This is a genomic window from Synechococcus sp. M16.1, assembly GCF_014279895.1.
In the GTDB taxonomy this organism is placed as follows: domain Bacteria; phylum Cyanobacteriota; class Cyanobacteriia; order PCC-6307; family Cyanobiaceae; genus Parasynechococcus.
Genome location: NZ_CP047954.1, coordinates 138,293 through 158,165 on the forward strand (window position 1 = coordinate 138,293; position 19,873 = coordinate 158,165).

General features: G+C 63.8%; 19 protein-coding genes, 1 tRNA gene and 1 other RNA gene. 11 read left to right on the forward strand and 10 right to left on the reverse strand.

Translation table 11 applies throughout. The features are described 5' to 3' along the window. Window positions 1-10: 10 nt before the first annotated feature. A complete protein-coding gene (gene glmS / locus SynM161_RS00700; protein ID WP_186541680.1) occupies window positions 11-1,900 on the forward strand; it encodes a glutamine--fructose-6-phosphate transaminase (isomerizing) in 1,890 nt (629 codons plus the stop codon). A 3-nt stretch (window positions 1,901-1,903) separates the two neighbouring features. Here glmS and SynM161_RS00705 read toward each other — a convergent pair whose 3' ends face one another. Both SynM161_RS00705 and rimM read right to left on the reverse strand, forming a co-directional pair. Beyond that, the gene (locus SynM161_RS00705) at window positions 1,904-3,364 is read right to left on the reverse strand and encodes a mannose-1-phosphate guanylyltransferase/mannose-6-phosphate isomerase (RefSeq protein ID WP_186541681.1); all 1,461 of its coding nucleotides are present in this window, start codon (window positions 3,362-3,364) and stop codon (window positions 1,904-1,906) included. Window positions 3,365-3,434: 70 nt separating this feature from the next. Continuing rightward, window positions 3,435-3,968, reverse strand: coding sequence for a ribosome maturation factor RimM (gene rimM, locus SynM161_RS00710; protein ID WP_186542317.1), 534 nt, complete (start codon window positions 3,966-3,968; stop codon window positions 3,435-3,437). Window positions 3,969-4,023: 55 nt separating this feature from the next. On the opposite strand from rimM, the gene SynM161_RS00715 reads away from it, so the two are divergent. Together SynM161_RS00715 and SynM161_RS11965 are read left to right on the forward strand one after the other, a co-directional pair. Beyond that, the gene (locus SynM161_RS00715; RefSeq protein WP_114988059.1) at window positions 4,024-4,209 is read left to right on the forward strand and encodes an NAD(P)H dehydrogenase subunit NdhS; all 186 of its coding nucleotides are present in this window, start codon (window positions 4,024-4,026) and stop codon (window positions 4,207-4,209) included. Window positions 4,210-4,310: 101 nt separating this feature from the next. Next, window positions 4,311-4,550 carry a hypothetical protein gene (locus tag SynM161_RS11965; RefSeq protein WP_255441826.1) on the forward strand — a complete coding sequence of 80 codons (240 nt, stop codon included), beginning with the start codon at window positions 4,311-4,313 and terminating at the stop codon, window positions 4,548-4,550. Window positions 4,551-4,720: 170 nt separating this feature from the next. Here the strand turns inward: SynM161_RS11965 and rnc are convergent, their stop codons facing one another. Both rnc and rnpB read right to left on the reverse strand, forming a co-directional pair. Beyond that, window positions 4,721-5,446: a ribonuclease III gene (rnc, locus tag SynM161_RS00725; RefSeq protein WP_186541682.1), complete on the reverse strand. Its 726-nt coding sequence runs from the start codon at window positions 5,444-5,446 to the stop codon at window positions 4,721-4,723. 26 nt (window positions 5,447-5,472) lie between these two features. Continuing rightward, an RNA gene (gene rnpB, locus SynM161_RS00730) (RNase P RNA component class A) lies at window positions 5,473-5,863 on the reverse strand. A gap of 38 nt (window positions 5,864-5,901) precedes the next feature. On the opposite strand from rnpB, the gene SynM161_RS00735 reads away from it, so the two are divergent. The 3 genes from SynM161_RS00735 to SynM161_RS00745 all read left to right on the forward strand — a co-directional run bounded on the left by SynM161_RS00735 (window position 5,902) and on the right by SynM161_RS00745 (window position 6,900). Beyond that, window positions 5,902-5,975: transfer RNA gene (locus SynM161_RS00735), tRNA-Arg, on the forward strand. A gap of 93 nt (window positions 5,976-6,068) precedes the next feature. Next, the gene (locus SynM161_RS00740) at window positions 6,069-6,395 is read left to right on the forward strand and encodes a hypothetical protein (protein WP_025362017.1); all 327 of its coding nucleotides are present in this window, start codon (window positions 6,069-6,071) and stop codon (window positions 6,393-6,395) included. Between the two features lie 37 nt (window positions 6,396-6,432). Further along, window positions 6,433-6,900: a hypothetical protein gene (locus tag SynM161_RS00745; protein WP_186541683.1), complete on the forward strand. Its 468-nt coding sequence runs from the start codon at window positions 6,433-6,435 to the stop codon at window positions 6,898-6,900. A gap of 59 nt (window positions 6,901-6,959) precedes the next feature. Here the strand turns inward: SynM161_RS00745 and SynM161_RS00750 are convergent, their stop codons facing one another. Beyond that, on the reverse strand, window positions 6,960-9,482 hold the full coding sequence (locus SynM161_RS00750) for a glycogen/starch/alpha-glucan phosphorylase (protein ID WP_186541684.1): 2,523 nt from the start codon (window positions 9,480-9,482) through the stop codon (window positions 6,960-6,962). A 211-nt stretch (window positions 9,483-9,693) separates the two neighbouring features. On the opposite strand from SynM161_RS00750, the gene SynM161_RS00755 reads away from it, so the two are divergent. Next, window positions 9,694-11,070, forward strand: coding sequence for a cation:proton antiporter (locus SynM161_RS00755; protein ID WP_186541685.1), 1,377 nt, complete (start codon window positions 9,694-9,696; stop codon window positions 11,068-11,070). 1 nt (window position 11,071) lies between these two features. On the opposite strand, the gene SynM161_RS00760 is transcribed toward SynM161_RS00755, so the two are convergent. After that, window positions 11,072-11,422: a hypothetical protein gene (locus SynM161_RS00760; RefSeq protein ID WP_186541686.1), complete on the reverse strand. Its 351-nt coding sequence runs from the start codon at window positions 11,420-11,422 to the stop codon at window positions 11,072-11,074. Window positions 11,423-11,442: 20 nt separating this feature from the next. Between SynM161_RS00760 and SynM161_RS00765 the strand changes: the two genes are divergently transcribed. Beyond that, entirely contained in the window at window positions 11,443-12,354 is a 912-nt protein-coding gene (locus SynM161_RS00765) for an alpha/beta fold hydrolase (RefSeq protein WP_186541687.1), read from the forward strand. 26 nt (window positions 12,355-12,380) lie between these two features. Further along, entirely contained in the window at window positions 12,381-13,235 is an 855-nt protein-coding gene (locus SynM161_RS00770; protein ID WP_186541688.1) for a galactose mutarotase, read from the forward strand. Here SynM161_RS00770 and SynM161_RS00775 read toward each other — a convergent pair. Continuing rightward, window positions 13,220-14,371 carry an FAD-binding oxidoreductase gene (locus SynM161_RS00775; RefSeq protein WP_186541689.1) on the reverse strand — a complete coding sequence of 384 codons (1,152 nt, stop codon included), beginning with the start codon at window positions 14,369-14,371 and terminating at the stop codon, window positions 13,220-13,222. The genes SynM161_RS00770 and SynM161_RS00775 overlap by 16 nt on opposite strands. Before the next feature lie 14 nt (window positions 14,372-14,385). On the opposite strand from SynM161_RS00775, the gene SynM161_RS00780 reads away from it, so the two are divergent. Next, entirely contained in the window at window positions 14,386-15,732 is a 1,347-nt protein-coding gene (locus SynM161_RS00780) for a four-carbon acid sugar kinase family protein (RefSeq protein WP_186541690.1), read from the forward strand. On the opposite strand, the gene SynM161_RS00785 is transcribed toward SynM161_RS00780, so the two are convergent. After that, entirely contained in the window at window positions 15,631-16,989 is a 1,359-nt protein-coding gene (locus SynM161_RS00785) for a (Fe-S)-binding protein (protein ID WP_186541691.1), read from the reverse strand. The two genes, SynM161_RS00780 and SynM161_RS00785, sit on opposite strands and share 102 nt — an antisense overlap. Window positions 16,990-17,023: 34 nt before the next feature. Next, complete coding sequence (locus SynM161_RS00790) at window positions 17,024-18,448, reverse strand: NADP-dependent isocitrate dehydrogenase (protein WP_186541692.1); 1,425 nt, start codon at window positions 18,446-18,448, stop codon at window positions 17,024-17,026. Between the two features lie 82 nt (window positions 18,449-18,530). Between SynM161_RS00790 and SynM161_RS00795 the strand changes: the two genes are divergently transcribed. Beyond that, complete coding sequence (locus SynM161_RS00795) at window positions 18,531-19,496, forward strand: glycosyltransferase family 2 protein (protein WP_186541693.1); 966 nt, start codon at window positions 18,531-18,533, stop codon at window positions 19,494-19,496. Here the strand turns inward: SynM161_RS00795 and SynM161_RS00800 are convergent. Continuing rightward, window positions 19,479-19,868, reverse strand: coding sequence for a GtrA family protein (locus SynM161_RS00800; protein WP_370593089.1), 390 nt, complete (start codon window positions 19,866-19,868; stop codon window positions 19,479-19,481). The genes SynM161_RS00795 and SynM161_RS00800 overlap by 18 nt on opposite strands. Window positions 19,869-19,873: the final 5 nt, after the last annotated feature.

Consider the following 19,873-nt stretch of genomic DNA (forward strand, 5'->3'; position numbering starts at 1 on the left):
CTTTTTTTGTATGTGCGGAATCGTTGCCCTGGTCGGCTCCCGAGAAGCGGCACCCCAGCTCCTGGAGGGCCTTCGCCAGCTGGAGTACCGCGGCTACGACTCCGCTGGGATTGCCACGGTGGCTGCCCAGGGACAGCTGACTTGCCTGCGGGCCAAGGGCAAACTGCGCAACCTCACCGCTTGTGTGGACAAGGAAGGTGCTCCCGGGCAATGCGGCATTGGCCACACCCGCTGGGCCACCCACGGCAAACCGGAAGAGCGCAATGCCCATCCGCACCGCAGCAGCGATGGAGCGGTGGCGGTGGTTCAGAACGGAATTATTGAGAACCACCGGGCGCTGCGGGAGCAGTTGGAAGCTTCCGGGGTGGTGTTCCAGTCGGAGACTGACACCGAGGTGATTCCCCACCTGTTGGCTGCGGAGCTGAAGCAGCTGCAAGCTGCGGGTGGAATCCCTGGCGGTGGGCTGTTGCTGGAGGCTCTGCAGCGGGTTCTGCCCAAGCTGCAGGGGGCCTATGCCCTGGCGGTGATCTGGAATCAGGCGCCGGGGGCATTGGTGGTGGCCCGCAAGGCGGCACCCCTGCTGATCGGCTTGGGAGAAGGGGAATTCCTCTGTGCCAGCGACACGCCGGCCCTGGCGGGATTCACCCGCACGATCCTGCCGATGGAAGACGGCGAGGTGGCCTTGCTCTCACCCCTCGGCGTTGAGCTTTACGACGCAGCGGGGGCGCGCCAGCAACGCATGCCCACCCAGCTCAGCGGAGTGGACCATGTGGCGGACAAGCGTGAATTCCGCCACTTCATGCTCAAGGAAATCCATGAGCAACCGGAGACGGCAGAGCTCTGGGTGACGCGCCACCTGCCCCAGGGACTGCCGCCGGAACAGCCGGTGGCGCTGCCCATGGACGATGCCTTCTACGCCGGGATTGAACAGATTCAGATCCTGGCCTGCGGCACCAGTCGTCATGCCGCGATGGTGGGGGCGTACCTGCTGGAGCAGTTCGCCGGGATTCCCGCATCGGTGCACTACGCCAGTGAGTTCCGCTATGCGCCGCCGCCGCTCGCCCCCCATACCCTCACGATTGGTGTGACCCAGTCGGGTGAGACGGCCGACACCCTGGCCGCCCTGGCGATGGAGGCCGAGCGGCGTCTGGCCCATGGGGATCCGGCCTTTGCTCCCCGCCAGCTGGGGGTGACCAATCGACCGGAGAGCTCCCTTTCACGTCAGGTTCCCCACATCCTCGACATCGGGGCCGGCATCGAAGTGGGTGTGGCGGCCACGAAGACCTTCCTCGGCCAGCTGCTGGCCTTCTACGGCCTGGCGATGGCCTTCGCGGCCCGCTGTGGCTCTCGCCCAACAGCGGAGATCAGGGCTCTGCGGGACGAGTTGCGCCGCCTGCCTCAGCAGTTGCGCCAGCTTGTGGATCAGCACGATCAGCGGGCGGAGTCCCTGGCCCATCGCTTTGCCGATACCCAGGATGTGATTTTCCTGGGCCGGGGAATCAACTACCCGATCGCCCTGGAGGGGGCGTTGAAACTGAAGGAGATCAGCTACATCCATGCCGAGGGGTACCCGGCCGGAGAGATGAAGCACGGTCCGATTGCCCTTCTGGATTCCCGCGTGCCGGTGGTGTCAATCGCCGTGCCCGGTGCGGTGTTCGAGAAGGTGCTCAGCAACGCCCAGGAAGCCAAGGCCCGCGATGCCCAGCTGATCGGTGTTGCCCCCGAGGGGCCCGACACCGATCTCTTTGATGAACTGTTGCCGGTGCCCTCGGTGAGCGAGTGGATCAGTCCTTTGCTCACCGTGGTGCCGATGCAGTTGTTGAGCTATCACATCGCCGCCCATCGCGGCCTGGATGTCGATCAACCCCGCAACCTGGCCAAGAGCGTCACGGTGGAGTGAGCATCAGCTGACGCTGATGCTGAGATCGCTGCGGCCGTAGCGGTCCTGAAAGCGAACGATGTCGTCTTCACCGAGGTACTCGCCGCTTTGAACCTCGATCAGTTCCACGGGGATCCGACCGGGATTGGAGAGGCGGTGTTTGCAACCCATCGGGATGTAGGTGCTCTGGTTTTCCCCCACAAGCTGCTTAGTGCCGTCGCGCTCGACCAGGGCTGTGCCCTTCACTACCACCCAGTGCTCGGCCCGGTGGTGGTGCATCTGCAGCGACAGGCTGGCGCCGGGTTTCACCGAGATCCGTTTCACTTGCCAGCGGGTTCCTTCGGTGACGCCGGTGTAGTGGCCCCAGGGACGGTAGATCTTGCGGTGCGCCTTGCTCTCCGGGCTGCCGGCGGCCTCCAGCTGCTTCACCACGGTCTTGATCTCCTGGGCCCTGGAGCGATCCGCAATCAACACGGCGTCGTCGGTTTCCACCACCACGAGGTTTTCAACCCCCAGCCCCACCACCAAGCGGTGTTCGCTGCGCAGGTAGCAGTCGCGGTTGCCTTCGCTGATCACGTGGCCCTGCAGCACATTGCCTTGGGAATCCTTTTGCTCTGAGGTTTCCCAGAGTGCGCTCCAGCTGCCGACGTCGTTCCAGCCCGCATCCAGTGGCAGCACACTGCCCAGTTCCGTTTTCTCCATCACGGCCACGTCAATGGCCACGTTGGGGCACTTGGCAAAGGCTTCCCGCTCCAGCCGATGGAATTCCAGGTCAGCTGTGTCCTGCTCCAGAGCGGCCCGGCAGCAGCTCACCACTTCCGGGGCTAGTCGCTCCAGTTCCGCCAGCATGGCGCTGGCGCGGAACAGGAACATGCCGCTGTTCCAGGTGAAGCGGCCGGTGGCCAGAAATTGCTCTGCTGTGGCCTGATCGGGCTTCTCCACGAACCGCTTGATCGGCACATGGGGCGATCCCCCAAGGGAGAAGGGTTCGCTGGCTTCGATGTAGCCGTAGCCGGTTTCCGGGGCCGTTGGCACGATCCCGAAGGTCACCAGTCGTCCCGCTTCGGCGGGTTTGCGGCCGGCGTTGATGGCTTGGCGGAACTGGGCGGCATCGCGGATCAGGTGATCCGCCGCCAGCACCAGCAGCAGGGGGTCTTCGCCGTTGGCCGTGGCCTGAAGCGCGGCCACCGTCACCGCCGGGGCGGTGTTGCGGCCCATCGGTTCCAGCAGGATCGCGTTCGGTTCGACCCCGATCTGCCGCATCTGCTCGGCCACGATGAAGCGGTGGTCTTCATTGCAGATCAGCAGGGGAGCCGCCAGGGCGTCCAGGCCATAGAGCCGCTGTTGGGTTTGCTGCAGCAATGTGGCTTCGCCGTCTCCGCTCAACGGCCAGTACTGCTTGGGGTAACTCGCCCGCGACAGCGGCCAGAGCCGTGTGCCGGTGCCCCCGCAAAGGATCACAGGAATCAGCGGTGTGGAGGCCATCACGTCCTGAGAGCGGTGACCCAGAATCGCTTGCCCTATGGGGTTCTGTCGATGCCCCGAGAGAGATCTGTCAGAGCTCCAGCAGGCCCGGCGGTGGCGTGAGCAGCAGCCAGCCGTCCTCCAATTGCACCTCCGGCACGATCGCCTCCACGAAGGGAATCAGCAGCTTGTGGCCCTCCGATGTGGTGATCTCCAGCAGGTCGTTGCCGCCGCTGATCAAATCGCTCACGGTGCCAACGGCAGGGCCATCGGCCTCGAGCCGTGCCTCCAGGCCCAGCAGATCAAGCAGGTGAAATTCCCCCTCGTCCAATTCGGGCCGGTCATCGGCTGACACCAGCAGTTCCTGGCCCACAAGGGTTTCGGCGGCGCTACGGCTGTCGATTCCTTCAAGCCGCACCACGAACAGCGACTTGCCGGGCAGTTGCCGCCCCTTCTTGAGTTGGATCTCCGTCGGTTCAGCCCCCTTGCGGCTGCGCAGCCAGCGGGGCCCCGGCGCTGTGAACCGCTCGGGAAAATCACTGGCGGGGTTCACCCGCAGTTCCCCCTGTAGCCCCTGGACTCCCACGATCTTGCCCACGCTGAGCCAGTCGTCGCTTTCCGCCATGCCATCCGCCACGCACTCTGCCGATAATGGCTCCAGAACAGTCCGAGAATGAGCCATGGCGCCTGCAACCGCTCCGATCCTCCCTGGCTCCACCGTCACCGTGGCGGATGCCACCTCGATTTACAACGGTTACACCGGTTTTGTGCAGCGAATCAGCGGCGACCGTGCGGCCGTTTTGTTCGAAGGTGGCAACTGGGACAAGCTGGTCACTCTGCGGTTGAAGGACCTCCAGCCGGCCTGAGCGATGGAGAAGGACCGAAGCCTGCGACAAAGGCTGTAGTCCACTGTGCTGGAAGCCAGCACCCCGGCGGGCAAGGGCTACAACGCTGTCATTTCGGGGCAATGCTTCTGAGTGTTCTGGCCCTGCTGCTGGAACCCGACTCCTTGGGCAACTCAGCCCTGCGCCAAACCAATGTGCCCTGGATCGATCTGGTTCAGAACGTTTGCTTGGCGGTGTTTGCGGCGGATTTCGTCCTGCATCTGGCCTTGGTAGAGAGGCCTCGCCGTTACCTGTTCAGCTTCACCGGATTGATTGACGCGTCCGCGGTGTTGTTTTTCTTCGTGCCGCAGCGGATCAGTTGACGCTCAAGTTTGCTTTGGAGGGGTGGTGTGATCCCAATTTCTGCTCCATTCCAGGGGCGATCCATCTCACTGGTGCAATGTTTGGCGAGTGGGGTGCGCCATCACCAGCAGCGGACGGCCGAGCTGGTCTGCAGCAGCTGCGGGCGTCAGGGGCACCGCAGGGATGCCCTTCACTGCAATGCCTGTGGCGCGTCGTTGCCTTCCAGGGCCTGAAGAGCGGCTGTTGCCGCGTTCTGCTCGGCCTCCTTGCGGGATCGGCCTTTGGCCTCCGCCAGCTCCTGGTCTTGGATGCTCACCCGGCAGCGAAAGCGTTCGGGGTCGCCGTGATGGCGGCTGCATTCTTCGGTGGCGTAGTGGGGCAGTCCCAGCCCCTGGCCCTGGCTCCACTCCTGCAGGGCAGTTTTGCCGCCGAACTGATGGGGTGTGGCCAGCACCACCTCGGCTGTGGCGCGCCAGTGGGGGATGAGCCAGCGGTGAATGGCCTCCAGGTCCCCAAGGGCGCTGTACAACGCACCGATCAGAGCTTCGGTGGCATCGGCTTGCAGCCTGGATTCGGCGGACCGATCCCCCTGGGCGTGCCGCCCCAGCAGCAGATGCTGTTCGATGCCAAGTGCTGAACCCACGTCCGCCAGCCAGCGATCGCTGACCAGCTGGGCCCGAAGGTTGGAGCAGGCACCCACCGCGAGATCGGCGTGGTGGCGATCAATGAATTCGGTGGCGGCGAGCCGCAGCACCGCATCACCAAGGAACTCCAACCGTTCCAGGTTGCGGGCCCGGCCGCTCGATATGTGGGTGAGGGCCTGATCCACCAGGGCGAGTAGCTCAGGGTTGATCGGAATCTCAGCGTCGAGGCGCTGAATCAGGTTGGTGAGCTCTGCAGCGCGGGATGGATCCACAAAGACTCCTGAGCAACGCTGATGTGGGGTGAAAGCAGGACATAAGCCGGGTTCTGTTCACACCCCACAGATGTTGGTCTGCAGAGGGTGGGTGGCTATCTATCTGGGACCGCCGTTACCGACGGCCTCAAGCGGCGCGTTCAAACGGAACGGGGCCAATGGCCAGCCGTCGTTCCTTGGCCTTGCTCCCAGCCGGGGTTTACCGAGCCAGCACCTCTCGATGCTGCTGGTGCGCTCTTACCGCACCTTTGCACCCTTGCCTGTGCCGGCGAGCCGGCCATCGGCGGTGTGTTTCTGTGGCACTCTCCTCACGGTCACCCGCACTGGGCGTTACCCAGCAAGCCTGGCCATCAGGGAGCCCGGACTTTCCTCAGCCGACACTCAAAGAGATCGGCCGCAACCACCTCGCCTGCTTTCAGATCTCATCATGCCTCGTGGGCATAATTCAGAGGTCTGGGGCTGTAGCTCAGCTGGATAGAGCGACGGTTTCCTAAACCGTAGGTCGTGGGTTCGAGTCCCGCCAGCCCCGTGAGAATTGCTCAAGAGGTAGTGAGCGCTACATCTGGTGGGGTGTTCAGATCGTTCACCACCGCTAGGGTTGGTGCAACCGGGTTTGGGTGCCATGACCCAGCTTCACGATCTCCGTCTGCGGCTGTTGGTGCAGCAGGAAAGTGAGCGGATTGCTGAATCCCAGCCCACGGATCTGGACTTATCAGTGGTGCAGGCTCGTTGCCTGTGTTGGCTCGCCCTCCTGGCGGAAGCCCATGAAGACCAGGCCAGTGACGCGGAACGTCGCGGCGATACGGAACAGGCCATGGGTTGGTTCGCCGATTCGATGCGGCTGCGGGATGTGATCGGTGTGGTGTCCTCCATTGAGATCCCTCTGCCCGACACCGCTGGTGAGGATGGCCCCCAGGCTGAGGAGGATCTGGGGCCTCAGGCGGCTTGATCGGTGGCATAGTGGGGAATGACCGCGAGGGACTGCATTGCCGGAAGAGCCCTGCCAGTGCCCGGATTGCCAACGGTTTTACCGGGAGCATGACCGGCTGATCCGGGAGTCCCCCACGCTTCGTCAGCAACAGGAGCTCAACTGGGCAGCACTCCAGTCGTTCCGCACCCTGTCGGGCCGGGTGCTCGAGGACCTTCAGAAGCAGCACGGGTCCCGGCAGACCGCCGATGCAGCTGCTTCGAAGCCTGCAGCATCCGGTGCTCCTGTGCCGGAGGAATCAGGTGATGGCATCCAGCAGGCCATTGCCGATCTGGAGAACATCAACGCCCATCTGTTCTCGATCGAGGCGTTGATGGAGCGGGTGTTTGATGTGCGCGTCCCGGAAGAAATCGAGCAGAAGTTCCGCGAACTGGCCGGTGAGCTGGCTCCAGACCCGTTGAATGTGGACCGTCTACGGCTCAACCGTCTGTTGCATCAGACGCCGGATCTGCCCGATCGGAACTGAATCACTGAATCTTGGTTCCAAGCCCTGGACAGGATCCAGGGCTTTTGTTGTGGCCGTTTTCAGCGCACGTCGCAGGTGATCTCCACGTTCAGTGGATCCACGGCCCAGATGTTCTTGCAGTACTCGCTGATCGACCGGTCGGAGGAGAAGAAGCCGGTGCGGGCCGTGTTCAGCAGCGACATCCGATTCCAGTGCATCCGATCGCTCCAGGCACGGCTCACCGCCTCCTGGGCCCGCAGGTAGTCGGCGTAGTCGGCCATCACATAGAAGGGGTCGTTGCCGGTGAGGTTGTCGAGCAGAGGGCGGAACAGTTCCCCGTCGCCGTTGCTGAAGTGCCCCATCTCGATCAGCCGCAGGGCCTCCTGCAGTTCCGGAAGTGCCGCGATCACATCGCGAGGGCGGTAACCGCCCTGCTTTAGGGCCGTGATCTCTTCCACGGTCTTGCCGAACAGGAAGAAGTTGTCGCTCCCCACCAGCTCGCGGATCTCCACATTGGCCCCATCAAGGGTGCCGATGGTGAGGGCCCCATTCATGGCGAACTTCATGTTGCCGGTGCCGGAGGCTTCCTTGCCGGCCGTGGAGATCTGTTCGGAGAGGTCGGAGGCGGGATACACCTGCTCTCCCAGCTTCACGTTGTAATCCGGCAGGAACACCACCCGCAGCAGGCCATCCATGTCGGGGTCGGCATTGATGGTGTCGGCGATGCCGTTGAGGAAGCGGATGATCAGCTTCGCCATGTAATAGCCGGGAGCGGCCTTGCCGCCGAAGATCACGGTGCGAGGCGCCATGCCGTCGGTCTTGCCGTTCTTGATCCGCAGGTACTGGGTGATCACCTGCAGGGCGTTGAGGTGCTGGCGCTTGTACTCGTGGATGCGCTTCACCTGCACGTCGAACAGGCTGGCGGGGTCCACCAGCACGCCGGTGTTGCGGTGGATGTAGGTGGCCAGCTTGCGCTTCACCGACAATTTGGTGTTGCCCCAGAGCTCGAGGAAGCCCTGGTCGTTCTGCCGCTCCTCCAGCTTGCGCAGGCTCTCCATGTTGGAGATCCAGTCCGGCCCCACGTGCTGATCCAGCAGGGCTGACATCTCGGGGTTGGCCAGGGCGACCCAGCGGCGCGGGGTGACGCCATTGGTGACGTTGGTGAATTTCTCCGGCCACAGCGCCGCGAACTCAGGCAGCAGGTCGGTTTTCACCAGATCGGAGTGCAGCGCAGCCACACCGTTCACATGGTGGGCACCGATTGTGGCCAGGTGGGCCATGCGCACGGCCTTGCTGCCCTCTTCATCGATGATCGAGAGCTTGCGCTGGATCGCGTCGTTGCCGGGGTAGCGCAGCCTCACCTGCTGCAGGAAGCGTCGGTTGATCTCGTAGATCAGCTCCAGATGGCGCGGCAGCAGGCTGCTGAACAGGTTGAGGTCCCACTTCTCAAGCGCTTCGGGCAGCAGGGTGTGGTTGGTGTAGGCCACGGAGCGGGAGGTGATGTCCCAGGCCCGGTCCCACTCCAGATGCCGATCGTCGATCAGCAGTCGCATCAGCTCCGCCACGGCGATGGCCGGGTGGGTGTCGTTGAGCTGAACCGTCCAGTAGTTGGGGAAGTCCTCGACGGACAGTCCGCGGTTGTCGAGGCTGCGCAGCATGTCCTGCAGCGAGCAGCTGACGAAGAAATGCTGCTGCTTCAGGCGCAGACGCCGGCCTTCGTCGGTGCCGTCGTTGGGGTACAGCACCTTGGAGAGGGTTTCGCTGCCCACCTTTTCCTCAACGGCGCCGTAGTAGTCGCCGATGTTGAAGGCATAGAAGTCGAAGCTTTCGGTGGCATCGGCACGCCAGAGCCGCAGCCGGTCGCAGATGTTCACCCGATAGCCCAGCACCGGCACGTCATGGGGAATGCCGATGGCGTGTTCCGCCGGGATCCAGCGGGAGCGGTAGTTGCCTTTGTCGTCGATGTAGCTCTCGGTGCGGCCGCCGAAGCCCACGAAGCAGGCCTCATCGGGCTGGGGCAGTTCCCAGGGCCAGCCGCCCTTGAGCCATTTGTCGGTGATCTCCACCTGCCAGCCATCGCGGATCAGCTGATCGAAGATGCCGAACTCGTAGCGGATGCCGTAGCCGGTGGCCGGGATCTTCAGGCTGGCCAGCGATTCCATGTAGCAGGCCGCCAGACGGCCGAGGCCTCCATTGCCCAGACCCGGTTCCTCCTCCACATCCAGGATCTGCTGCAACGACTCGATGCCGAAATTCTTCAGGGCCTCTTCGGCTTCCTTCTGAATTCCCAGATTCAGCAGGTTGCTGTGGAGCTGCGGACCGATCAGAAATTCCGCTGACAGGTAGGCCACCGATTTCTGCGGGCGGGCCCGCATCGCTTCGGTGGTGGCCAGGTAGCGCATCATCAACCGATCACGCACCGCATAACTCAGGGCCATGTAGAGGTCATGGCGGCTAGCGGTGGGGGCGAGCTTGCCGAGCGTGAAGAACAGGTGTTCCGTCATGCCGTCGAAAACGCTCTTGGCATCGAGGCCGGCGCGTTCTGGGTCGTTGTGACAGCCGGGGGTCGGCAGACGCAGATCAAACGGTTGTGACGTGGTCATGGGGGTTCAGCGAGCCATGGAGCGTGGAATCACCGTCAGGCCAGGGGTGCTCGGAGCCCAACTCAATGAATTACCCGGACCGTAGCCATCACAACTGGGGCTGCCTGAAAAAAAGCGCTTAATACAGCATTCCCGGTCAATCGGGATCATCCAGCGAACAGTTCAGCGGCGGAATCACCATTAAGGTTCGGCGTGAGACATGCCCGGCTTGATGCTGCTGCCCACCCTGCTGAGCGAAATCAGCAGTCACGACCTCGAATTGGCGGAAACGCTGATCGGCGTCCTTCGCTTCATGCTGATCTTCGTGGCGGCCCGCACCCTTGCTGAGGTGCTGGTGCGCTTTGAGCTCCCCACGATTCTTGGGGAACTCCTCGCTGGCGTGCTGATTGGTGCCTCTGGCCTTCACCTTCTGGTGCCGCCGGAGACTCAAGTGCAGCTTTCCGGAGCGTTCTCCGAGGTGGTGGCTGGCCTTTCCCATGTGCCGGTGGAGGAGATTCCAGCCCTCTACAACGAGAGCTTTGGCGCCCTGCAGGCGGTGGCCACGCTGGGGCTTTATTCCCTGCTCTTCCTCACGGGTCTTGAAAGTGAGCTGGAGGAACTGATGGCGGTGGGGGCTCAGGCCTTCAGCGTCGCTGTGGTCGGCGTGGTGCTGCCCTTCGCCCTTGGCACCCTTGGCTTGATGGCGATCTTCCACGTGGATGCGATCCCGGCCATCTTCGCCGGTGCCTCGATGACGGCCACCAGCATCGGCATCACCGCCAGTGTTTTCGGTGAACTCGGCTATCTGCGCACCCGTGAAGGCCAGATCGTGATCGGAGCCGCCGTGCTCGATGACATCCTCGGCATCGTCATCCTGGCCATCGTGGTGTCCCTGGCGGCGGGCGGAACTCTGGAGATCGGACCCATCGTTCAGCTGGTGGTGGCGGCCGTTCTGTTTGTTGTGGTGGCCTTGTTGTTGAGCCAGAAGGCTGCCCCCGCCTTCGACTGGGTGATTGATCAGCTCAAGGCTCCCGGCGCCAAGCTGATCGGCTCCTATTTGCTGCTGGCCGTCAGTTGTTTTGTCGCTTCTGCCATTGGTCTGGAGGCTGCACTCGGGGCCTTCGCCGCTGGTTTGATCGCCAGCACCTCCAAGCATCGCCACGAGATTCAGGCGGCGGTAACCCCCATCGTTGGCTTGTTCGCCACCGTCTTCTTCGTGCTGGTGGGTGCAGGAATGGACCTCTCAGTGATCAACCCCTCTGATCCGGGGGCCCGTTCCGCCCTGGTGGTGGCAGCCTTCCTGTTTGTGGTGGCGATCATCGGCAAGGTGGCTGCCGGCTGGGCCATCTTCAGTAAGGAAAAAACCAACAACCTGGTGGTGGGGCTGGGAATGATGCCCCGCGGCGAAGTTGGCCTGATCTTTCTGGGCCTGGGCACCGCTTCAGGGCTGCTCAGCCCTGGCCTTGAGGCGGCGATTCTGCTGATGGTGATCGGCACCACGTTCCTGGCGCCAGTGCTGCTGCGCATCGTCCTCAAAGACAAGCCCCCTGAAGACGGCAATCAGGTTCCCGACGAATTTGCTGCCGATCCTCTGGCGGGTGCCTCCTGAGTCAGTCGTCTTTTCCGGCATTGGCCAGGACGATCAGAACACTCCAGCCCACGGCCACAACACCAAGGCTGGAGGCCCAGCTCGGACCCAGGACCCAACTGAATCCGAGCTGGGTGACAATGCCCACGACGAGGGCCAGCAGCAGGCTGCTGATCACCAGCACCGGTTGACGCACCGCTTCGGGAAGACCACCTTCCTCCAGGCTGGATTCCAACGTGCTGAGCGGTGCGCTCAGCGGCACGTAAAGGGCGATGGCCCAGAGCAAAGCTCCGCGCCAGACGGATGCGTCCGCCAGCGGTCCGCCCATCACCTCGTAGCTCACCATCCAGGCCGCTTCAGTGCTGCTTAGCATCGCGTCCCTCGCAGCCGGCTGTGGATCGCGTCACCTGGAGCCATCTCGGCCACGCCGTGCATACGGTGCAGCAGCATCCCGAGCAGGACAACACCGATTGCCCGGCGCTTCTGTTGGTGCATGGGTTCGGAGCATCCACCGATCACTGGCGCCACAACATTCCCGTGTTGGCCCAGACCCACGCCGTGCATGCAATTGATCTGCTGGGCTTCGGCAGAAGTGCCAAGCCGGCGGGTCTCAATTACGGGGGAGCCCTGTGGCGCGATCAACTGGTGGCCTATGTGCGCGAGCGGATTGGCCGTCCGACGGTGATCGCCGGCAATTCCCTCGGTGGTTTTGCGGCCCTTGCTGCTGGGGCCGCGTTGGGATCGGACTGTGCGGGAGTTGTGCTGCTCAATGCCGCCGGTCCCTTCAGTGATGAGCAGAAACCGCCGCAAGGCTGGGGTGCCATCGCCCGCCAGAGCATCGGCACGGCCCTGCTGAAGAGTCCGGTGCTGCAGCGGTTGCTGTTCGAGAACCTGCGCCGTCCCGCCACGATCCGCCGCACCCTCAATCAGGTGTACGTCGACAAGACCAACGTCGACGATTGGCTGGTGGAGTCGATTCGGCGTCCCTCACTGGATCCAGGCGCCTTCGGGGTGTTCCGCACGGTGTTCGATATCCCCCGCGGTCAGCCCCTCGATGAGCTTTTCGCGGAACTGACGGCGCCGCTGTTGTTGCTTTGGGGCATTCGTGATCCTTGGATCAATGCCCCCGGTCGCCGCTCCACCTTCCAGCGCCATGCTCCGGAGGCCACCACTGAGGTGGTTCTGGAGGCCGGACACTGTCCCCACGATGAGGTGCCGGATCAGGTGAATGCGGCGCTGCTGCAATGGATGGAGAGCCTGAAGTCGGCTGCTGCACCGACAAATGTTGATCTGCTGGCTAAGTGAATGGATGAGCCACCCCGCATCGGCGGATGCCCATGACCCTTACCCAGCAGTCGGCCCCCTACGCCCACTGGGACTTTGTGCATCCCAGCAGTGGTGATCGGTTGCGAATCATTCCCGAGCGGGGTGGTCTGGTGAGTGGTTGGTCTTGCGGGGGACGGGAGATCCTTTATTTCGATCAAGAGCGTTACGCCGATCCCAGCAAAAGCATTCGCGGCGGCATTCCGGTGTTGTTTCCGATCTGTGGAAATCTGCCCGGAGATGTGCTGCCGGTGGATGGCGTCGACCATCCCCTCAAGCAGCACGGCTTCGCTCGGGATCTTCCCTGGCAGCTCCAGTTGCTTGAGGATCAGTGCGGTGTATGCCTCAGCCTCTCCAGCAGCGACGAAACGCTGAAGGCCTATCCCTTCCCCTTCCGTTTGGAGATGGAGCTGCGCCCGGTGGCCTCTGCCTTGGAGATCTCCACCACGGTGCACAACTGCGGTGATGCCCCCATGCCGTTCAGTTTCGGCTTGCACCCTTACTTCAACGTGAGCGATCTGGCCCAGACCCGGCTCACGGGTCTGGCGGAGCGCTGCCTCAACCATCTGGAGATGGTGGAGGCAGCCACCGCCGATCAGCTCAAGCGCTTGCCCGAAGGGGTGGATTTCCTCTGCCGGCCTGCGGGGCCTGTCAGCCTGATCGACGACGCCACCGGCGTGACGCTGCAGCTGCAGCATCAGGCACCGCTGGATCTCAGTGTGGTGTGGACCGAGCCCCCGCGGCCAATGGTTTGTCTGGAACCGTGGACCGGTCCGCGCCAGGCCCTGGTGAGTGGTGATCGAAAACTGGTGCTCGAGCCCGGGACGAAGCAGACCCTGGCCTGTCGCTACAGCGTCTCCTGATTCACCCCCGGCAGACGGCCGCGGCTGAGCTGCTGCTTGGGGTCGAACTGGCGTTTCACCGCTTCGATTAGCGGTCGGGATGGACGGTCAAGCCAGACCGGCACGGTTGAGCCAGCCGCGCGTTTCAACAGCGTGATTTCGCCGCCGAGGCGGATCACGCTGCGGCGCAGCGCCTCCAGCTGGTGATCCGCTGTCGCCGCGTCGCACCAGCCATCACCGCAGCCGGCTCCTGCGGCCAGTTCCCAGGTCCATGGTTTGAGGGCCCTCATCGCCTCATCCCGCAACAACCGGTGCAACTGGGCCGGCGGTAGCACCAGCCGCACCAGCTGCGCAGAGGGGCTGGCATCGAAGGGTGTGGTGAGGGCATCGGAACAAGCCTGGCGTTCGGCGCTGAGCTGTTGGTTCAGCGCCAACCCCTCGAGCTGCTTCAGCTGATCGTTCACCGCCTGCTCCGACACGCTGCTCACCACCAGCCGCAGCCGCCAGGCACCATCGCCGCCGTTGATCCAGTCACAGCGTTCCGGTGTGAGGCTGGAGCGCAGCAGGTCGCTACGAAAGGCCTCCTGGGCCTTCAGGTCGCCTTCCACCAGCAGGCCGCTCCGGGCGGGGCGCAGCGGTTGCAGCCGCAGGGTGAGTTCGGTGATCAGCGCCAAGCTGCCCCAGCTGCCGCAGAGCAGCCGCATCAGGTCGTAGCCCGCCACGTTCTTCACAACCCGTCCACCGGCATGGGCTTCGACGCCATCCGCCCGCAACAGGCCGATGCCGATGATCTGATCGCGCACCCCCAGATGGCGCTGCCGCAGTCCCCCCGCCAGTCCACGGGCCACCAGGCCGCCGATGCTTCCGGGAGCGCCGGCCCGGGGCCAGTCAATGGGCAGCCATTGCCCCTGCTCCGCCAGCAGATCCTGCAGGTCCTGCAATGGCAGGCCGGCTTCCACCGTGATGGTCAGATCGTCCACGGCATGGTCGATCACCCTGTTGAGCTGCTGGCAGGAGAGCACCTCATGGCAGGGATCCAGCGGAGGACCCCAGTCCAGGCGTGTGCCCAGCCCGCTGGGACTCCAGGGGGTGCCGCTCTGGTGCCACTGGCGCACCAGATCAATCAGGGCATTGCGGCTGGCGGGGGAATGGCTCACGGCACGATGGTGCCATGAAGGTTGTGGTCATTGACGACGATCCCACCGGCTCGCAGACGGTGCATAGTTGCCCGCTGCTGCTGCGCTGGGATGTCGACACCTTGCGCCGGGGGCTGCGCCATGCGTCGCCTCTGTTGTTTCTGCTGGCCGACACCCGGGCGCTGATGCCCACGGATGCCGCGGAACGCAACCGCGGCATTGCGGTGGCCTTGGATCAGGCGCTGCAGCGGGAGGGATTGGCGCGTGATCAGGTGCTGCTGGTGAGTCGTGGTGATTCGACCTTGCGCGGCCATGGGGTGCTGGAGCCTGAGGTTTTGCAGGCGTCCTTCGGGCCTTTTGATGCCACGTTCCATGTTCCGGCGTTCTTGGAAGGGGGTCGCACCACCGTGAACGGGGTGCATCTCCTCCACGGGGAAGCGGTGCACACCACGCCGTTTGCCCAGGACCGGCTGTTCGGTTTCAGTAACAGCGATCTCGCCTGCTGGCTGGAGGAGAAGAGCGACGGGGCCATCGCCGCGGCGTCGGTGCAGCTGATCAGTGGCCGGGAGCTCGATGCTGCCTGCGCTGCTGGGCTGCCGCTGTTGATCGAGCGTCTGCGTGGGCTCCAGGGCAATGCATCTGTGGTGGTGGATGCCGAGCGGCAGGAGCAGCTCACCGCTCTGGCCGCAGCGGTGCGCGCCCTGCAAGGGCAGAAACGCTTTCTGTTCCGTTCCGCCGCCAGCATGGTGAAGGCCCTGGCGGATCCAGGCCCGCCGCCGCTTGATCCCAAGGGCTTAGCGGGGTTGCGACGGTTGGCTGACGATGGAACGCCTCTGCCGGGCCTGGTGATGGTGGGCTCCCATGTGCCCTTGGCGGATCAGCAGCTGGAGCTGTTGCTGCAGGAATCGGGTTGCCAAGGTGTTGAACTGCCGGTGCCGCGCATCGCCCGGGTGCTGGAGGGGCCGACACCCGACCTGTTGCTGGCGGATTTAGAGCGGGTCTGGTTGCAGCAGCTGCGGGCGCTGCTTGATCGAGGTCTGACGCCGGTGCTGTTCACCAGCCGCGGTGAGCTGCGTTGCGCCTCCGAGCATGAGGGCCGGCGCTTGTCCTGCGCTCTGGCCGAGTTGATGGGTCGATTGGCGGCAGCTCTCGCGCCTGATCTGGGCTACTTGATCAGCAAAGGCGGCATCACCAGCCAGACGCTGCTGGCTCGGGGTCTGGCCCTTGAGTCGGTACAGCTGGAAGGGCAGCTGCTGCCGGGTTTGTCGCTGGTGCGTCCGTCAGCGGGGCCCTGCAGCGGACTGCCGATTCTCACCTTCCCCGGCAATCTCGGCGATGCCGGCACCCTGCGGGAGGCCTGGCAGCGGATGGAGGCCGGCTGAGGCGGCCAGTAGTTCCATCGGGTGTTGCACCCGGGCCCGATCGCCCAGGTGCCGCCGCAGTTGCAGGGTGCAACCGATGTTGGCGCTGGCTACCAGTTCAGCACCGGTGCCGCTGAGGTCGTCGGCCTTGATCCGGCCCAGTTTGGCGGCTTCCTCCGGCTGCACCAGGTTGTAGATGCCGGCGCTGCCGCAGCACACCCCCGCTTCGGTTGCTTCCCGCAGCTGAAGGTTGGGGATGGCCCGCAGCAGCTGACGGGGCTGGGCCTGGATTCCCTGGCCGTGAATCATGTGGCAGGCGTCATGCATGGCCACGACGCCGGGAAGTGGTTGCAGTTGGGTGCGGAATGTCTCCAGGAGGCCGCGGTCCGCCAGGAATTCCTGCACATCCAACACCGGAGCGCGGAAGGCAGCTTTCCCGTTCAGGAGCTCGCCGTAGGCCTTCATCGTGTGGCCGCAGCCCGAAGCGGCCACCAGCACCGCATCCAGATCTCCCTTAACGGCATTCATGCTCCGAATCAGATCCGTCGCCAATTGGCGCGTGAGTTCCAGCTCCCCCTGGTGATGGCTCACCGCCCCGCAGCATCCCTGGCCTGGCGGAATCACCACCTCAAATCCGTTGGCTTGCAGCACCTTCACCGTTGCGGTGCTGACGCTGGGATCGAAGCAGCGCTGCACGCAGCCCAGCAACAGCGCCACGCGGCCGCGGCGTTTGCCGGAGGCGGGATTGATCTGGGGCAGTCGGTCGCTGAAGCTCTCCGGCACCAGGGGCGGCAGCAGCTGCTCCATCGCTTCGATTTCCGGCCCGAACAGACGGGTGAGCCCGGAGCGGCGGGCCAGCTGTTGCAGCGGTGTGCCGGCATAGGCCCGCAGGGGTTGCAGCAGGGCCCTCAGGCGCTTGGGGTAGGGCAGCACCTGCAGCAGCAGCTTGCGGAAGCTGGTTTGCCAACTGCTGCGCTGGTTGGCCTGATTGAGCTTGGGGCGGGTGGCTTCGATCAGCTGGTCGTAGCGGACTCCTGAAGGACACGCCGAAACACAGGCGTAACAGCCCAGGCAGGTGTCGAAATGGCTGGCCACCGTGGCATCCAGCTCCAGGTCACCGGCTTCTATCGCCCGTAGCGCGTGAATACGGCCGCGGGGCGAGTCCATCTCGCTGGCCAGCACGCGATAGCTGGCACAGGTGGGAAGGCAGAAGCCGCAGTGCACGCAGGGGTCTGCTGCGCCGGCGGGAAGCCCGGGGAGCTGGGTGGGAGAGGCCATCGCCTGAGTCTGGCGTGAATGGCAGCTCTGGTGATCAGAAGCGCTGGATGACCGCGTCGGCAAAACCGCTGCAGCTCACTGGATCCACTTGGGGCTCCATCAGTCGGGCCAGGTCGTAGGTGACCTGCTTGTCCGCGATGGCGGCACTGAGACCCTTGGTCACCAGATCCGCAGCTTCCTGCCAGCCGAGGAACTCCAGCATCATCACGCCGCTGAGGATCACTGAGCCTGGGTTGATCCGGTCGAGGCCAGCGTGTTTCGGGGCGGTGCCGTGGGTGGCTTCGAAGATGGCGGCGTTCTCGCCGATGTTGGCGCCGGGGGCCATGCCCAAGCCACCGACCATCGCAGCGGCGGCGTCGGAGATGTAATCGCCGTTGAGATTGAGCGTGGCGAGGATCGAATACTCCTGGGGGCGGGTCTGGATCTGCTGGAAAATGCTGTCGGCGATGCGGTCATCCACCAGCACCATCTCCTTCCACTTGCCGCCACCGTGGCTGCTACCGATGGCGTCGATCACCGCCTGCACCTCGGCATCAATTTCAGCCTTTTTCTCCGGGGTCAGGCTGTCGTAGCCAGGCTCGATCATCCGGGCGTTGGCCTGCACGCTCAGGTTGGGATCCTTCTCGAGGTTGCCGAGAATCCAGCTTTCCCGCTCAGTGATGCACACGTCGCGGAATTCTGTGGTGGCCAGCTCGTAGCCCCAGTCGCGGAAGGCTCCTTCCGTGAACTTCATAATGTTGCCCTTGTGCACCAGGGTCACATGGCGCTTGTCGCCCTGAAGACGCAGGGCGTGCTGGATCGCCTTGCGGATGTGGCGCTGGCTGCCGGCTTTGCTCACCGGCTTGATGCCGATGCCGGAACCCTCGGGGATCTGACGCTTGCCCAGCTTGCCGTTGGCGGGGATGACCACCTCGTTGAGGTGCTTGCGCAGCTCCTGGCCAACGGCGTCATCGGCTTCCCATTCCACCCCCATGTAGATGTCTTCGGTGTTCTCCCGGTAGACGATCACGTCCAGATCCTGGGGACGTTTGTGGGGGCTTGGGGTGCCCTCGTAGTAACGGCAGGGGCGCACGCAGGAATACAGATCAAAGATCTGGCGCAGGGCCACGTTCAGCGACCGGATGCCGCCACCCACCGGAGTGGTGAGGGGGCCTTTGATGGCCACGCCGTAGGCGCGGATCGCCTCGAGGGTGTCCTCCGGCAGGTACTGGTAGGTGCCGTAGAGGTCGCAGGCCTCATCGCCGGCGTACACCTTGAACCATTCGATGCTCTTGCTGCCGCCGTAGGCCTTGGCCACAGCCGCATCCAACACTTTCTGGGTGGCGGGCCAGATGTCCACCCCGGTGCCATCGCCCCGGATGAAGGGGATGATCGGGTTGTCGGCCACCACGGGCTGACCGTTCTCGAAGCGGATCGGTGTGCCCTGGCTGGGGGCGGTGAGCTTCTCGAACTGGGCCATGGCGGTTGGTCGGGCGTCAGCAGGCCGAGCCTATGACTGAGCCGGGAGCCCTACGGTTTCAAACAGTGCAGACCGCGCATCAATGGCCAGCGAGCAGGTGTGGGTGGTGGCGGCCTGCTTCAACGAAGAAGCTGTGATCACCCGCTTCATCGAGCGGGTTCTGGTTGTCCCTGGTGTGGACCATCTGGTGTTGATCGACGATGGCTCCAGGGATGCCACCGTTCAACAGATCCGCGATTTCATGACACAGCGCCGCAGTCAGGGCCTGTTGGTTCCGGTGACCCTGCTGGAACTCACCCGCAACTTCGGCAAGGAGGCCGCCATGCTCGCGGGACTGGATCACGTGCGTGAACGCTGTGCTGCGGCTGTGCTGATCGACTCCGATCTTCAGCATCCGCCTGAGTTGATCGAGGCGATGGTGGCGGAATGGCGCGCTGGGGCCGAGGTGGTGTCGGCGGTGCGTGATGACCGTGATCAGGAGTCGCGTCTGAAGGTGCTGAGTGCCTCGTGGTTCTACCGGGTGTTCAACAAGATGGTGGATTCCATTCAGCTCCGGGAAGGGGCTGGTGATCAGTTGATTCTTCTTGACGCAGCCGCTGTGAAGGCGATCACGTCGATGCGCGAATCCAGTCGTTTTTTCAAAGGGCTCATGCCGTGGACTGGCTATCGAGCAGTCGCACTGCCCTACCAACGGGTCAAACGGGAAGCAGGGTCCACGTCCTGGAGTCCCCTCAAGTTGTTTGGTTATGCCATCGACGGAATTTTCTCGTTTTCAGTTCTGCCTCTCAGGGTCTGGACGGGGCTGGGTCTGATGGTCTCCAGTTTCAGTCTTCTCTATGCCTTCGTGATCGCACTTCGCACACTTCTCTTTGGCAGGGATGTTCCGGGTTATGCCTCATTAATGGGGGCAGTTTTGTTCCTCGGCGGCATTCAACTGATCGGCATCGGCGTGCTGGGTGATTACATCGGTCGGATCTACATCGACGTCAAACGGCGGCCGCACTATTTCGTCCGAGCCGTGCATCAGGGATCAGAGTTGTTGCGCTGATGTCCATTCCTTCTTGCGGGCCTTGGCACTGAACAGGGCCGCTCGGCTCCAGATCACGACATTCAGCAGCGTGGGGGTGAACACCAGCACAAGGGTCGGGGCCTGGAGTAGCGGTAGGAGGGCGCACACGCTGAGGTTGACCACGTACTGCAGCAAAAGCCAGCGACGGGCGAACTGGCGTCCCCCCGTCTCTTTCCGGAACGTCAACAGGGAATGGCCGAAATAGCTCGCCACGGAGGCGGCCAGGAAGGCAATGGGGTTGGCCAGGCTCAGGCTCATCCACGGGCCCAGAAGCAGCAGCACGCTGATGTGAACAGCTGCGGCCGTGCCCCCCACCAGGCCATAGCGCAGCACGCGGTTCAGCAGGGGCATCATGC

Excerpts from the sequence above, each read along its gene's own strand:
- glmS (WP_186541680.1), top strand. The coding sequence starts at position 11 with ATGTGCGGAATCGTTGCCCTGGTCGGCTCCCGAGAAGCGGCACCCCAG.
- SynM161_RS00705 (WP_186541681.1), bottom strand. The coding sequence starts at position 3,364 with ATGGCCTCCACACCGCTGATTCCTGTGATCCTTTGCGGGGGCACCGGC.
- rimM (WP_186542317.1), bottom strand. The coding sequence starts at position 3,968 with ATGGCGGAAAGCGACGACTGGCTCAGCGTGGGCAAGATCGTGGGAGTC.
- SynM161_RS00715 (WP_114988059.1), top strand. The coding sequence starts at position 4,024 with ATGGCGCCTGCAACCGCTCCGATCCTCCCTGGCTCCACCGTCACCGTG.
- SynM161_RS11965 (WP_255441826.1), top strand. The coding sequence starts at position 4,311 with ATGCTTCTGAGTGTTCTGGCCCTGCTGCTGGAACCCGACTCCTTGGGC.
- SynM161_RS00740 (WP_025362017.1), top strand. The coding sequence starts at position 6,069 with ATGACCCAGCTTCACGATCTCCGTCTGCGGCTGTTGGTGCAGCAGGAA.
- SynM161_RS00750 (WP_186541684.1), bottom strand. The coding sequence starts at position 9,482 with ATGACCACGTCACAACCGTTTGATCTGCGTCTGCCGACCCCCGGCTGT.
- SynM161_RS00755 (WP_186541685.1), top strand. The coding sequence starts at position 9,694 with ATGCTGCTGCCCACCCTGCTGAGCGAAATCAGCAGTCACGACCTCGAA.
- SynM161_RS00760 (WP_186541686.1), bottom strand. The coding sequence starts at position 11,422 with ATGCTAAGCAGCACTGAAGCGGCCTGGATGGTGAGCTACGAGGTGATG.
- SynM161_RS00770 (WP_186541688.1), top strand. The coding sequence starts at position 12,381 with ATGCCCATGACCCTTACCCAGCAGTCGGCCCCCTACGCCCACTGGGAC.
- SynM161_RS00780 (WP_186541690.1), top strand. The coding sequence starts at position 14,386 with ATGAAGGTTGTGGTCATTGACGACGATCCCACCGGCTCGCAGACGGTG.
- SynM161_RS00785 (WP_186541691.1), bottom strand. The coding sequence starts at position 16,989 with ATGGCCTCTCCCACCCAGCTCCCCGGGCTTCCCGCCGGCGCAGCAGAC.
- SynM161_RS00790 (WP_186541692.1), bottom strand. The coding sequence starts at position 18,448 with ATGGCCCAGTTCGAGAAGCTCACCGCCCCCAGCCAGGGCACACCGATC.
- SynM161_RS00795 (WP_186541693.1), top strand. The coding sequence starts at position 18,531 with ATGGCCAGCGAGCAGGTGTGGGTGGTGGCGGCCTGCTTCAACGAAGAA.
- SynM161_RS00800 (WP_370593089.1), bottom strand. The coding sequence starts at position 19,868 with ATGCCCCTGCTGAACCGCGTGCTGCGCTATGGCCTGGTGGGGGGCACG.